The 13,354-nt window shown below is 40.7% G+C and carries 13 protein-coding genes and 4 tRNA genes; 13 read left to right on the forward strand and 4 right to left on the reverse strand.

Annotated features, from left to right (window positions below; translation table 11 throughout):
• Positions 1–16 precede the first annotated feature (16 nt).
• The 3 genes from F2A31_RS11510 to rluD form a co-directional block, all read right to left on the reverse strand.
• Complete coding sequence (locus F2A31_RS11510) at positions 17–589, reverse strand: flavodoxin family protein (RefSeq protein ID WP_150026493.1); 573 nt, start codon at positions 587–589, stop codon at positions 17–19.
• 83 nt (positions 590–672) lie between these two features.
• Entirely contained in the window at positions 673–1,413 is a 741-nt protein-coding gene (gene pgeF / locus F2A31_RS11515) for a peptidoglycan editing factor PgeF (protein WP_150026494.1), read from the reverse strand.
• 74 nt (positions 1,414–1,487) lie between these two features.
• Positions 1,488–2,537, reverse strand: a complete 1,050-nt coding sequence (gene rluD / locus F2A31_RS11520) for a 23S rRNA pseudouridine(1911/1915/1917) synthase RluD (RefSeq protein ID WP_150027797.1) — start codon at positions 2,535–2,537, stop codon at positions 1,488–1,490.
• A 71-nt stretch (positions 2,538–2,608) separates the two neighbouring features.
• Here rluD and F2A31_RS11525 point away from each other — a divergent pair, with 71 nt between their 5' ends.
• Together F2A31_RS11525 and F2A31_RS11530 are read left to right on the forward strand one after the other, a co-directional pair.
• On the forward strand, positions 2,609–3,598 hold the full coding sequence (locus tag F2A31_RS11525; RefSeq protein ID WP_150026495.1) for an outer membrane protein assembly factor BamD: 990 nt from the start codon (positions 2,609–2,611) through the stop codon (positions 3,596–3,598).
• Between the two features lie 186 nt (positions 3,599–3,784).
• Positions 3,785–5,662 carry a DNA primase gene (locus F2A31_RS11530; RefSeq protein WP_150026496.1) on the forward strand — a complete coding sequence of 626 codons (1,878 nt, stop codon included), beginning with the start codon at positions 3,785–3,787 and terminating at the stop codon, positions 5,660–5,662.
• A 13-nt stretch (positions 5,663–5,675) separates the two neighbouring features.
• Here F2A31_RS11530 and hemA read toward each other — a convergent pair whose 3' ends face one another.
• Complete coding sequence (hemA, locus tag F2A31_RS11535) at positions 5,676–6,959, reverse strand: glutamyl-tRNA reductase (RefSeq protein ID WP_150026497.1); 1,284 nt, start codon at positions 6,957–6,959, stop codon at positions 5,676–5,678.
• Positions 6,960–7,038: 79 nt separating this feature from the next.
• On the opposite strand from hemA, the gene F2A31_RS11540 reads away from it, so the two are divergent.
• The 11 genes from F2A31_RS11540 (at position 7,039) to panD (ending at position 13,249) form a co-directional block, all read left to right on the forward strand.
• On the forward strand, positions 7,039–8,757 hold the full coding sequence (locus F2A31_RS11540; protein WP_150026498.1) for a tetratricopeptide repeat protein: 1,719 nt from the start codon (positions 7,039–7,041) through the stop codon (positions 8,755–8,757).
• 4 nt (positions 8,758–8,761) lie between these two features.
• Positions 8,762–9,343: a lipoprotein insertase outer membrane protein LolB gene (gene lolB, locus F2A31_RS11545; RefSeq protein WP_150026499.1), complete on the forward strand. Its 582-nt coding sequence runs from the start codon at positions 8,762–8,764 to the stop codon at positions 9,341–9,343.
• Between the two features lie 9 nt (positions 9,344–9,352).
• Positions 9,353–10,186 (forward strand): 4-(cytidine 5'-diphospho)-2-C-methyl-D-erythritol kinase, encoded by an 834-nt coding sequence (ispE, locus tag F2A31_RS11550; protein ID WP_150026500.1) that lies wholly within the window; start codon positions 9,353–9,355, stop codon positions 10,184–10,186.
• Positions 10,185–10,259, forward strand: a tRNA-Gln gene (locus F2A31_RS11555). The genes ispE and F2A31_RS11555 overlap by 2 nt, the downstream gene beginning before the upstream one ends.
• A gap of 28 nt (positions 10,260–10,287) precedes the next feature.
• A tRNA-Gln gene (locus F2A31_RS11560) sits at positions 10,288–10,362 on the forward strand.
• A gap of 18 nt (positions 10,363–10,380) precedes the next feature.
• Positions 10,381–10,455 (forward strand) — tRNA-Gln (locus tag F2A31_RS11565).
• A gap of 85 nt (positions 10,456–10,540) precedes the next feature.
• Positions 10,541–10,615: transfer RNA gene (locus tag F2A31_RS11570), tRNA-Gln, on the forward strand.
• Between the two features lie 160 nt (positions 10,616–10,775).
• Positions 10,776–11,729, forward strand: a complete 954-nt coding sequence (locus F2A31_RS11575) for a ribose-phosphate pyrophosphokinase (RefSeq protein ID WP_004638154.1) — start codon at positions 10,776–10,778, stop codon at positions 11,727–11,729.
• A gap of 96 nt (positions 11,730–11,825) precedes the next feature.
• Complete coding sequence (gene rplY / locus F2A31_RS11580; protein WP_150026501.1) at positions 11,826–12,122, forward strand: 50S ribosomal protein L25; 297 nt, start codon at positions 11,826–11,828, stop codon at positions 12,120–12,122.
• A gap of 19 nt (positions 12,123–12,141) precedes the next feature.
• On the forward strand, positions 12,142–12,723 hold the full coding sequence (gene pth, locus F2A31_RS11585; RefSeq protein ID WP_150026502.1) for an aminoacyl-tRNA hydrolase: 582 nt from the start codon (positions 12,142–12,144) through the stop codon (positions 12,721–12,723).
• Positions 12,724–12,868: 145 nt separating this feature from the next.
• Positions 12,869–13,249 carry an aspartate 1-decarboxylase gene (gene panD / locus F2A31_RS11590; RefSeq protein ID WP_004638150.1) on the forward strand — a complete coding sequence of 127 codons (381 nt, stop codon included), beginning with the start codon at positions 12,869–12,871 and terminating at the stop codon, positions 13,247–13,249.
• Positions 13,250–13,354 lie beyond the last annotated feature (105 nt).

A 13,354-nucleotide genomic window follows, 5' to 3' on the forward strand; every position in this document is an offset into this window, starting at 1 on the left:
TTTTTTATTTTCAATATTAAGCTTCTAAGTGTTTTATTCTTAATTCTGCCAAATATTTACCAAACTTTCGTGCTGTTTCCAAATCACCTTCAGGTGGGGTTACTTCAACACTTGCATTATCTGATTGCGTCATTAAACCCAAGAAACTCGACATACGATTAATATCTAAAGGGCTACGTCCAGTCGGCATAAAAGGTAAACCAGCCCATAACATGCCATGTTGCATGGCAAATAAATTTATTTGCTGCAATACCGCCAACTTATCACCACTCAAACCGCCGCCATTGGTAAAACCTGCTGCCAGTTTGCCCTGCCATGTTCGTGCGAGCCAACGTTTCGAAGAATCTTCCATAAACTGTTTTAAAGCTGAGGTCAGACTTCCCATATAGGTTGGACACCCGATCACAATCACATCAGCTCGATCTAAGAGTTCCCATTGAACTGCTGTTACAGATAGCAAATGAACTTCTGCACCTGCTTGCTCAGCACCTTGGGCAATGTATTGTGCAACTTTAGCAGTATGACCATAGGGGCTATGATAAACCACACAAACTTTAACTTTGGGAGTAGCAGAATCAAGAACAAACATGGAAACTTTTAAAACCAATGAATTGAGTCAAGTTTAACATTTTTCGCCCAAGCAAGGCGAATCACAATTGAAAACAATGCAATTTATTGCATAAATACAAAAGTTGCCATTCGTCCTGTTTTACTATTACGGCGATGTGAAAAATAATCCTCAGCTTGTTGATACGAGCATTGATCACCACCGATAACAGTCTCTACCCCCAAACGCTTTAAAATAAAGCGAGCGATTGCATAAAGATCTGCCAAATATTTACCTTCAACCTTCCCGTCAATAAATGCAGATCCCAATTCAGGATATTTATCACAAAAAGCAGCTCTTACTTCCGCCCCGACTTCAAAGCAAGGTTGGCTAATGGCTGCACCTAACCATGCCCATGTAGGCAAAGATTGCATTTCAGCGACTGTATTTTCAATAATGCCATTCGCTAAGCCGCGCCAACCCGCATGTAGATTAGCAACTTCCGTCCCCTCAGCATTCCCTAAAACCACAGGGAGACAGTCAGCCGTCATCATCATGAGTGCATGACCTTTACGTCGCGTGACTAGGCCATCACCTTCAGAAGCATTAAATAAGATCTGTTCATTTACGGTATGACAAATTGTACTGTGAGTTTGAGTCAACCATGTCAGTTTATTGACACCAAATTTAGATAACTGATTCAACAGCACCATACGATGTTGTTGCACACGCTGCGCATCATCATTGACATGTAAAGCCAAATTAAATCCAGCTAAATTTATATTGGATGTGGCAATCGTTTGGTCATTCACAATACGTGTTTGTCCAACAAAAACACCTGCAGGCAAACCCTGTACAAATTCCATAAAACCCTTCCCCAACCTCCCTTTTCAAAGGGAGGAGCTGAATCAATCACCCTTTATAAAAGAGAACCTTATACTTAATACGCTTCATTTTCAGTACGTAAAACTTCAACCAACTGGGTAAAATCTTCTGGCCACGGCGCTTCAAACATCATTTCTTCACCTGTACGTGGATGGACTAATCCCAATTTTGCTGCGTGTAATGCCTGACGTTTAAAGCTGCGCAACATATCAGTTAACTTAGCTGAAGCTCCAGCAGGAAAGCGAACACGATTCACATACACAGGATCACCCACTAATCCATGCCCTAAATAACTAAAGTGCACACGAATTTGATGGGTACGCCCTGTTTCTAATTGTGCTTGAACACGGGTAAAGTCACGGAAACGCTCTTTCACATTGTAATGGGTTACAGCATCACGCCCTCCTGGCAGAATTGCCATTTTGACGCGATCTACAGGATGACGTTTGATTGGTTCATCAATTGTTCCACCTGCAATAATATTTCCATATACGACAAGATCATAGACACGATAAACTGTCTTCTTGGCTAATTGTTTACTCAATGAAAATTGTGCTTCTAAATTTTTAGCGACAACCAACAATCCACTTGTATCTTTATCAATACGATGAACCAAACCAGCACGCGCTAGCTCAGCAAGTTTCGGTTCATGGTAAAGCAATGCATTGACTAATGTACCTGTAGGATTACCTGCACCTGGATGAACGACCATTCCCACATCTTTATTGATCACGATAATATCGTCATCTTCATAAACAATATTTAAAGGGATATTTTCAGGTTGACTCGAAGTTTGTGCCTCTAGCTCCACCTCAAGCGTCAGTAGCTCATTTCCTTCACAACGGTATTTAGGCTTTACAATATTACCATTTACCAACAGATGCCCATCTTTCAACCACTGCTTAAGTTTTTCACGTGAAAACTCACTCCACACCAATGCGGCCACCTGATCAATACGTTGACCTAAATAGTTTTCATCGAGTTGAACTTGCAACGATAAACGTGTTGCAGTTGAGTCAGAATTATGATTATCTGCATCGACAGAATCTTCGAGTAAGAAATCTGTTTCAGAGAAGTTTGAATTGGAAGATTGTGCTGAAGTCATTTGATGATCGGTACAAAAATGGTTTAATAGTACCATTGTAGCTCATTGCCCAGAATAACAGAGGAGTTTTTATGTCGCTACCACGTTATAAAATTACAGTGCTCGCACTTTCTTTAGGTGTAGCATCTGCATTTGTGGGCTGTAGCAGCAATCCGAGTAAGAAAGAAGTGGTTGATAAAGGACCACAATCAAGTGAACAAGTCTATTTTGAAAAAGCACTCAAATCTCTTGAACGTAATCAATATACAGATGCAGTAAAATCGTTAGAAGCTTTAGATACATACTTTCCAACAGGTCAGTATACACAACAAGCTCAACTTGAACTTCTCTATGCAAAATTCAAACAAAAAGATTATGAGGGGACCATTGCGCTTGCAGATCGATTCATTCGTCTAAATCCCCAGCATCCCAACGTCGACTACGCATACTATGTCCGTGGTGTTGCGAATATGGAAATGAACTACGATAGTTTAATTCGCTACACTTCATTAAAGCAGGCACATCGTGATGTAAGCTATATTAAAGTTGCTTATCAAAACTTCGTTGATTTAATCCGTCGTTTTCCAAGTAGCCAATATTCTGTCGATGCCGCACAACGTATGAAATATATTGGTCAAGAGCTTGCTGAAAACGAAATGAATGCAGCGCGTTTTAACATTCAACGTAAAGCATGGTTAGCAGCAGCTGAGCGCGCTCAATGGGTAGTAGAGCACTATCCACAGACGCCTCAAACTCCTGAAGCGTTGGCGACTTTAGCATATTGCTATCAACAACTCGGAGATAAAGCGACCTCTCAACAATATATCGAGATTCTCAAACTAAACTATCCAAACCTTGTCAAATCAAATGGTGAAGTCAATTTACGTGCAGCGCGTAAAGAAGGTAGTTGGGTTAACCGCGCAACCTTAGGTTTACTAGGTCGTGAGTCACAAAGTATTGATGTCGAAAATGATGAACCGCAAATCGAATCACCTCGCCGCAGTTTGACCAATCGTTTGAGTTTTGGATTATTTGATAAACCGGAAAGCGAACAAACCAGTGAAGAAGATGCAGCAAATTAATTTATAAGTATTAGGGTGTGATTTTAACCTATAACGCAATGCATGGTTGAAATATCAACACACCCCGATCTGATCATACGAACAGGCAAGTTAATCCTTGCCTGTTTTTCATTTTATGCAACAATGATAACAAACATTTTTGCATTCACTCACACGCTCTACCCAGTTTTTAAATGGTAACCACGCATGGCAATTCCACAACATACGATTGATCAAATCCTAGATCGAACCGACATCGTCGATTTGATCGGTCAACGTGTGAAATTGAAAAAAACTGGGCGTACTTATTCTGGCTGTTGCCCATTCCACCAAGAAAAAACACCTTCTTTCCACGTCTATCGTGATAAACAGTATTATCACTGCTTTGGCTGCCAAGCCAATGGAAATGCAATTCGCTTCTTAATGGACATCGACAATCGTAACTTTGTCGATGTAATGAAGGACTTGTCTAAGCAAACTGGAATAGAGCTACCCAAAGATAACCACGACAACAAAAAACTATCCTATAAACGTAGTCCTCAGACACCACCTTCTCCGCCTGAAAAGATATCTCCCCCATCAACAACAGATCACTCAATTCATGAATCTATGGATGAGCATTTTGTTGATATGGACCGGTTTATGGATGATCCTTTTGCACAATTTGATCTAGGCTTCAGCATGGATGAACAAGTACAAGAAGGCAATCTATATGACCTCTTGGAAAATGTGGCACAGTTCTATGAACGTCAACTTCCACATAGCCAAAAAGCGCAAAACTATTTCAAACACCGTGGCTTATCGGCTCAAACCATTCAATTCTGGCGTTTAGGTTATGCACCAGAAGATTGGCAACACTTAGAAAAAGCATTTCCTCAGGATATAGAAGGCTTAAAACAAATCGGATTGATTCGCTCTAGTGACAGTGGTCGAGATTTTGATTTATTACGGGATCGTGTGATTTTTCCGATTCGTGACCATAAAGGTCGTGTGGTCGGTTTTGGTGGGCGTGCGTTAAACGATGACATTAAGCCCAAATACATCAACTCCCCAGATTCAGAAGTGTTCCATAAAAACCAGCTGCTTTACGGTTTATATGAAGGCCGTAAACTCAAAGCCAATGATTGGTTGATGGTTGAAGGCTATATGGACGTGATTGCCCTACAGCAATACGGCATCAATGGTGCTGTCGCAACGCTTGGAACAGCAAGTAATGCAGACCATTTGAATACCCTGTTTAAACAAAACTCTCGTATTACCATCGCTTTTGATGGTGATGCGGCGGGACAAAAAGCAGCTCGACGAACTTTAGAAATTGCACTGCCCTTACTGAATGATGGGCGTGAGTTAAAATTCTTTGTACTCCCCAATGAACACGACCCGGACTCGCTGATTCGTCGAGAGGGTTTGGAAAATTTCCAAAAATTGCTACAACAAGCGCCATTGTTGTCTGATTTTGTATTTGCTCATTTAACTGGGCAGCACGATATTAGCACCCCTGAAGGTAAAAGCTTAGTCATGGGTGAACTCCGTGAGTTGACCGAGCTACTCCCTAAGCAAGGCTCATTTCGTTATTTGCTCACTCAATCGTTCCGCGAAAAACTGGGTCTAGGCAAACGCTTTACCCCACAAATTAGCCATGATGCATCTTTGTCTTTTAACATTCACACTAAAGATGAAGATTTTGCAATAGCAATCTTGATGCACCACCCATTTCTTTATATCCACTTTGAAGAGCTGCGTGCAGTCATCGATCAAAATGAACTATTGGCGAAGATCTTAGCTGTATTAAATATTGTATTTGATGATCTACCCGATGATCAGGAGCTGGCAACCTATTATGTACTCGGTGCGTGTAGTAGCTACAGCCATGAAATTGCAGATATCATGCAACGTACTAATATTCAGTCTTTAACACAAGCGCCGGAAGTTGCGGATAAATTAGCTCGAGATTTCTCATTAAACTTACAAGAGAAATATTTAAGATTAAAATTGAAATCACCAATTTCACTCATTGAATCACGTAATTTACGTCAGCAATTAAATGAGTTGACGAAACAAATCAGTTTGAAGTTGTTGTCTTAGGTGTAAATTTAAATTAATGCTTTGGCTTACGCTCATGCTCAAACACATCTTGTAGATGCTGCTGCAGCCATTCAAAATAATCAGGGTTTTCTGCTTTAGCAGCTTCTCTTAATAAGATCGAAGTCGGGTGCATAAGCTTTTGGGTTAAACGGTGTGCAAACTCTTGCAATACTTGTTCAGCAGCATGCCCATGCTGTAAAGCTTCCAAAGCATGGGTTAATTCTTTTTGGCTAATTTCTTCACTGTGTTGGCGATAGGCCTGAATCGTACCACTCGCCTCTTTCACTTTTTGCTGGGTCATCAATTGGGTCGCCAATTGATTGACCATAAACTCTGCTTCAACCGCAGCCTGACGACGCTGTGCTAGATTTTCATCAATAACACTTTGTAAATCGTCAACGCCATACAAATAAACATTATCTAATGACTCAACTTTAGGATCGATATCACGCGGAACAGCCAAATCCACCATTAACATTTGTTGATAGCGACGACTTTTCAATGCACTCTTAACATCTTTATATTCAATCACTTGATGCAAGCTTCCTGTACAACTTGAAATTACATCTGCTCTGTGCAAATTTTGCGCCAATGCTGCGAATGGAATAATTTCAATCTCAACTTGATGTGCAATTTCTTGTGCTAATTGATCCGCTCGTTCACGACTGCGGTTACAAATAATAATCTTCGCAACACCCATTTCAGCCAAATGCTTTGCAACAAGACTATTCATTTCTCCTGCTGCAACCACCATGACCGTGAGTTTTTCTGGATGGCTAAACACTTGAGATGCTAACTGAGCAACGGCATAACCCATTGAGACTGCATGACTACCAACCGATGTTTCAGAACGTACACGCTTTGCTGCATAAAAAGCGTATTCAAAAATCCCATTCAGCTCAGGAGAAACCGTTTCAGCATCTTTTGATAAAGCTAAAGCACTTTTGACCTGCCCTAAAATTTGTGGTTCACCCAACATAAGTGAATCCAAACCACTTGCGACACGCATTAAATGTGTAATTGCTTGAGCATTTTCGTAACGATAAACATGATGAATAAGCTGTTTTACATCAATATTATTCACTTGGGCAAGCCAATTTAGGATGCTATCCGCATCCTCCGTCATGGCATAGACTTCTGTTCGATTACAAGTCGACACCACCACTAAATCCTTAAGGGCTGAGTGTTGGTGCTGTTCATGCAATAACGTAGCTAACCGCTCTGCATTAAAAGCGATCTGCTCACGTAATTCGACAGAAGCTGTTTGATGGTTGACACCCAATGCAAAGAAAGACATATCAGATCATCATTTCGCTAAATTTATGTTATTGTGCAACATCGGTGTCATAAAAAGCATTACTTTGGATCAATAAAAATTGCGTCAGCTATTTCGCCGCATCCAGTTTAGCGGCAAGACGATTAGACGGTATTCTACCACAATCTTATTGTTAGGTAGTATGAGTGCTTACGTCTCTGCACAAGCAATACACGACATGTATGCGGATCAGAGCTTTGAATATGCCCTTAAACAGAGCATGGTTGCGGAGTTTTCGCTTGCTTACGATGATATTCCAACCGCATTACATAACTATACCGTACTGGCAATTCGCAGCAACTCCACCACGATCAAACAACGTGCACTTGACATTGCACTGGAATATGATGATTTGCAAGCTGCATTAGATATTGCAACGCATTGGGTAGAACAAGAACCAAAAGATGTTCCTGCTTTATTCTACTTATCACATATCGCTTTAAAAACACATGAGTATGAACTCGCTGCGAAAACCCTAGACAAGATTTTAAATATTGATGCTACTGCTGATTTAGAGCAAATTCTAGCAGGGATTGCACCAGAACAAGCACAGGATCGAGAAATCTTACTTAATGCATTACGTGCGAGTAAGGAAAAAAATAATCCCTCGATTTTGGCATTAATTGCGGGTCTAGAAGCACAAGATAATTTGTATGAACAAGCACTCAAAAATATCAACCGTGCACTACGAAAACGATCAAAGTCAACAAGTTTCATCTTAATGAAAGCCAATATTTTGATGGCTTTGGGTGATGATACGGCAACACAAAAATGGTTGGCCCGCGCCAGTAGAAAAAATAAAAATAATTTAGATATTCGTTTGGCTGAAGCACGCTATTACATTCAAATGAATCAACAGCAGCAAGCCTTTGATAAGCTGCAAGCAATTATTAAAGATCATCCCCATGCTGAAGAAGCTTTATTTATTGCAGGTTTAACCAGTATTGATTTAAAACAATACGAGCTTGCTGAACAATATTTGGTTGAATTGCGTAACTCTGAAAAATATCAAAATGAAGCTTATTACTACCTTGCTATCAATGCACAACGTAAACAGCACTATGAAACAGCCAAAGCGTACTATCGCTTGGTTGATGGGAACTTGTATATCGTTTCTCGTCGCAACATGATTGCAATTTTTGAGCAACAACAACAACTCAATGATGCTTTAAGATTTTTGACACAAGAGCGTGTTAATTATCCACAACATGCGAGTTTTTTATATCAGGCACAAGCTGATATTTTAAAGAAAATGGATAATAAAGAAGCGGCATTAGCGCTACTTGATGAGGCGATTAAGAATATTCCCGATGATCCAGAGCTACTTTACGCGGAAGTGTTACTGCTTGATCCTTACACTGATCGCGATAAACTAGATAAAGCACTCAAACAGCTTTTACGTATAGAACCCAATAGTCCAACCTATCTGAATGCATATGCCTACACATTAGCACTACAAAACCGCCGTCTCAAAGAAGCGCGTAAATATGCTGAACTCGCACTTGAATATGCACCCGAACAAGCCTCTATTTTAGATACGCTGGGTTATATTGCATTTTTACAAAATGATTTTGATACAGCAGTCAATGTACTCGAACAAGCATACTCACTCAGTCAAAATATCAATATCGGTGTTCGATATGCCAAAGCACTCTATATGCAAGGGTCACTCACTGAATTTAGCGAGGTGTTACAGCAATTGAAACAAAAACATGCGAATGCCCCACAATTACAACAACTTGATAGCTTAATCTTACCTGTCACTGTAAAAAAGAGTTAAATCCATGCGTTTTTTCCCTAAATTATGCATTGCATTATGTAGCAGTAGCATTTTGTTACTCTCAGGTTGTCAGCATCTAAGCCAACCTAAAAAAACGATTATTTCGCCACAAATCCAAGATGAAAATAATTTCAGTTTACAAGGGAAAATTGGTGTGCGGACCCCACAGCAATCTGGTAGCGCATTTTTCACATGGATCCAGCAGCAAGAACAGTTTGATATTGAACTGACAGGAATTTTAGGTGTTGGAAAAACTCAGATCCAAGGCAAACCTGGTGAGGTTACACTCAATAGCTCGAAAACAGGTTTAATCACAGCAAGCTCACCTGAAGAGCTTTTAGAAAAAGCAACAGGCTGGCAAGCTCCAATCATGCACCTCACACATTGGATACAGGCTAAACCAGCTACCCTACATGCTCAAGTAGCACGAGATGATGCCAATCGTTTAAAGCAAATCATCGAAGATGGTTGGACAGTTGATTTTAGCTACAACGATGGTCAAACCTTGCCAAATAAGCTCTTGCTCAAACAAGCACTTGAAGAGAGCAAAGAAAACCGTATTACAATGGTCATTCAAAATCGATAACTTAGATATATGATTAAAGTACCTTCTCCTGCTAAGCTGAATTTGTTTCTGCACATCACGGGTCGCCGTGAAAATGGTTATCATGAACTACAAACTATTTTCCAACTGATTGATTTATATGATTGGATGAGTTTTGAACCCTGTGTAAGCGAAACAATTCAAATTGAAGGCTTAGCAGACGTAAAACTCGAACAAAACTTAATCTATCGTGCAGCACAACTATTACGTCCACATGCAAAAAAACCTTGTGGCTTGAAGATTCATATTGAAAAAAATATTCCGATGGGTGCGGGTTTAGGCGGAGGATCTTCCAATGCTGCAACGACACTCATCGTACTGAATCAACTATGGCAATGTGACTTAAATGAGCAGCAACTTGCCGACTATGGTGTGCAACTTGGCGCTGATGTACCGATCTTTGTGTTTGGACGTAATGCATGGGCTGAAGGTATCGGTGAACATTTATCATTCATAGACTTAGCTCAAAAAAAATTCATAATCCTAAAACCTGACTGTTTTATCAGCACTCAATTGTTATTTTCACAAAAAACATTGACAAGAGACTCTAAGATCACTAAATTTTGCGCCTATCAGTTAGAACCTTCCAGTTTTGGAAATAACTTTGAACCTTTGGCTCGATCGTTATATCCCGAAGTTGAAGAAGCAATGCAATATTTAGATCAGTTTGGTCTAGCAAAGCTTACAGGTACAGGTGCTTGTGTTTTTACTGAAGTAACTGATGAAATGAATGTCGAGTTAATCTTGAAAAATGCACCTTGTAAATCTTACTTGGTAAGCAGTTTGACAGAATCACCGTTAAGACATTTCAAAGTTGCACGTTAGGGGCGTCGCCAAGTGGTAAGGCAGCGGGTTTTGATCTCGCCATCCGTTGGTTCGAATCCAGCCGCCCCTGCCAATTTTCACCTGTAAATGATGTATGTAATAGGGGCGTCGCCAAGTGGTAAGGCAGCGGGTTTTGATCTCGCCATCCGTTGGTTCGAATCCAGCCGCCCCTGCCATTACAGATCATCAAATTTAGGGGCGTCGCCAAGTGGTAAGGCAGCGGGTTTTGATCTCGCCATCCGTTGGTTCGAATCCAGCCGCCCCTGCCATATCTTTAGACAGACTTGTTTTATATCGATGTTTGATCAAATATATTGACAATATCAAGTAAAACGATTAAAGTTCTGCCGCATTAGGGGCGTCGCCAAGTGGTAAGGCAGCGGGTTTTGATCTCGCCATCCGTTGGTTCGAATCCAGCCGCCCCTGCCATATAATAGATTGCTTTTTAAACTACCCGTTGGAAAAATTTTTAATTTTTCTTTAGCGCTTGGGTGAAGTATTCTTCATATAGCCCTCTTTGGAAAATCATAGATTTTTCTCTTGCGCTCGGGTGAAGCGTTGCTTCACGTAATCCTCGCTCAGGTGCTTCATGCCCAATCTTGTCGTTTTTAGTGGAAGTGCTCATCCACAATTTGCTCAAAAAGTCGTAAGTCATTTACATATCCCTTTAGGTGCTGCTTCAGTTAGCAAGTTCTCTGATGGCGAAATTTCAGTTGAAATCACTGAAAATGTACGTGGTAAAGACGTTTTTATCGTTCAATCTACTTGTGCGCCAACCAATGATAACCTGATGGAAATCTTGGTCATGGCTGATGCTTTGCGTCGTGCAAGTGCGGGTCGTATTACGGCGGTTATTCCTTACTTCGGATATGCACGCCAAGATCGTCGTCCACGTTCTGCTCGTGTACCAATTACAGCTAAAGTTGTAGCTGACATGCTAACAACTGTTGGAATTGACCGTGTGGTAATGATTGACTTACACGCAGACCAAATTCAAGGTTTCTTTGATATCCCTGTAGATAACATCTACGGTACGCCAGCATTACTTGCTGACTTACGTCAACAACAACATGATAACTTGATGGTGGTTTCACCTGACGTTGGTGGTGTTGTTCGTGCGCGTGCTGTTGCCAAACAATTAGGTGATATCGATTTAGCAATTATTGATAAGCGTCGCCAAAAAGCAAATGAGTCACAAGTGATGCATTTGATCGGTGATGTTAAAGATCGTGACTGTGTCATCGTTGATGATATGGTAGATACCGCAGGAACGCTTTGCAAAGCTGCTGATGCACTTAAACAATTTGGTGCACGCCGTGTTATTGCTTATGCAACTCATCCTGTTTTATCAGGTAAAGCAATTGAAAACCTACAAAATTCTGTGATTGATGAATTGGTTGTCACTGACACCATTCCACTTTCAGATGAAGCAATGAACTTAGGTAAAATTCGCCAAGTTTCTGTTGCTAGCATGGTTGCTGAAACAATTCGTCGTATTAATAACGAAGAATCTATTAGCGCAATGTTCGATAGTTATCTATAATAGCCCAGCTTTTTTCAAGCCCTGCCTTTTGGCGGGGTTTTCTATCACTAAACTGGTCGCAAGTTTAGTTCATTAAACTCCAATGAGGATATGCCCATGGCAAACTTCGTATTAAATGCTCAAGCACGTGAAGCTGCACAACAAGGGAAAGGTTCGAGCCGCCGCCTTCGTCACGCAGCTCAAATTCCAGCAATCATCTACGGTGGTAGTGCTGAGCCTGTAGCAATCACTTTAGAACTTCGTGAAATCGTTAAAGCTTTAGAAAATAACGCTTTCTTTGAAGAAGTAATCGAAATCAAAATCGGTGACAAAGTTGAAAGCGTTAAAATCCAAGCGTTACAACGTCACCCAGCTAAAAACACACCTATGCACGCTGACTTCAAACGCGCATAAGTGTTAAAGGCGTAAATTAGTGTCAAAAATTTCGCTAATTGTTGGTTTGGGCAATCCTGGAAAGGAATATGCCCAGACCCGTCACAATGCAGGTTTTTGGTTCGTCGAACAACTTGCTGATCGTTATGGTATTTCTCTAAAAGCAGATCCAAAATTTCATGGATTCAGCGGTCGTGGTCAGATTGAAGGTCATGACGTACGCTTATTATTACCAACAACGTTTATGAACCGTTCTGGTCACAGTGTTGCCCCTTTCGCTAAATTTTATCAAATTTCTCCTGAATCAATTCTCGTTGCTCATGATGAACTTGATATGGATCCTGGCGTAATTCGTTTAAAATCAGGTGGCGGACACGGCGGACACAATGGTCTACGTGATATTGTTCCTCATATTGGTGCTAATTTTCATCGTTTACGAATTGGAATTGGACACCCAGGCTCCAAAGAGCGTGTTTCAGGCCACGTGCTGAATAAAGCACCAAGCAGCGAACAACACTTGATGGATGCTGCTATTGATCATGCACTGTCAAAGGTGAAACTACTTGTTGATGGACAAGTTTCACTCGCCATGAATCAAATTAATGCTTACAAACCCGCTTAACCTTGAACTGAATTGTTGAACAATCACGCTTGCCATATTGCTCATTTAGGCGCAAAATGCGCATCAAACCGCCTATAGCCTGCGGAAAACGTGACAAGTCAACCATAAGATATTCATCTTAGGTCTTACTCAGGAGACGCTAGCCATGCTATCTCGTTTATTAAAATGTAAAATTCACCGTGCAGTTGTGACACATGCTGAACTTCATTATGAAGGTTCTTGCGCAATTGATGGTGTGTTGATGGATTTAGCAGGGATCCGTGAATACGAAGAAATTCACGTATGGAACGTAACTAATGGCAAACGCTTCACGACATATGCAATTCGTGGTGAAGATGATTCAGGTATCATTTCAGTCAACGGTGGTGCAGCACATCAAGCTGATGTAGGCGACTTAGTCATTATTGCAACTTTTGGTGACTTTACTGAAGTTGAAGCAAATGCACATAAACCACGTTTAGTTTATGCAAACCCAGACAATACAGTAAATCACACAGCAAACTGTATTCCTGTCCAAATTGCATAAGCTTTAAAGATTCCAAAAGAGCCAGTCAAAAATGAACTGGCTTTTTTATTGGATTTTATTCAATCACCCGACCAACATACAAAAACACCTACAAATGCCCTGCTA

Source organism: Acinetobacter suaedae, assembly GCF_008630915.1.
Taxonomy (GTDB): Bacteria; Pseudomonadota; Gammaproteobacteria; order Pseudomonadales; family Moraxellaceae; genus Acinetobacter; species Acinetobacter suaedae.

Coding starts and splice junctions, on each gene's coding strand:
- rplY (WP_150026501.1), top strand. CDS start 11,826: ATGGCAAACTTCGTATTAAATGCTCAAGCACGTGAAGCTGCACAACAA.
- lolB (WP_150026499.1), top strand. CDS start 8,762: ATGCGTTTTTTCCCTAAATTATGCATTGCATTATGTAGCAGTAGCATT.
- panD (WP_004638150.1), top strand. CDS start 12,869: ATGCTATCTCGTTTATTAAAATGTAAAATTCACCGTGCAGTTGTGACA.
- hemA (WP_150026497.1), bottom strand. CDS start 6,959: ATGTCTTTCTTTGCATTGGGTGTCAACCATCAAACAGCTTCTGTCGAA.
- rluD (WP_150027797.1), bottom strand. CDS start 2,537: ATGACTTCAGCACAATCTTCCAATTCAAACTTCTCTGAAACAGATTTC.
- F2A31_RS11575 (WP_004638154.1), top strand. CDS start 10,776: ATGCCCAATCTTGTCGTTTTTAGTGGAAGTGCTCATCCACAATTTGCT.
- F2A31_RS11510 (WP_150026493.1), bottom strand. CDS start 589: ATGTTTGTTCTTGATTCTGCTACTCCCAAAGTTAAAGTTTGTGTGGTT.
- ispE (WP_150026500.1), top strand. CDS start 9,353: ATGATTAAAGTACCTTCTCCTGCTAAGCTGAATTTGTTTCTGCACATC.
- F2A31_RS11530 (WP_150026496.1), top strand. CDS start 3,785: ATGGCAATTCCACAACATACGATTGATCAAATCCTAGATCGAACCGAC.
- pgeF (WP_150026494.1), bottom strand. CDS start 1,413: ATGGAATTTGTACAGGGTTTGCCTGCAGGTGTTTTTGTTGGACAAACA.
- F2A31_RS11525 (WP_150026495.1), top strand. CDS start 2,609: ATGTCGCTACCACGTTATAAAATTACAGTGCTCGCACTTTCTTTAGGT.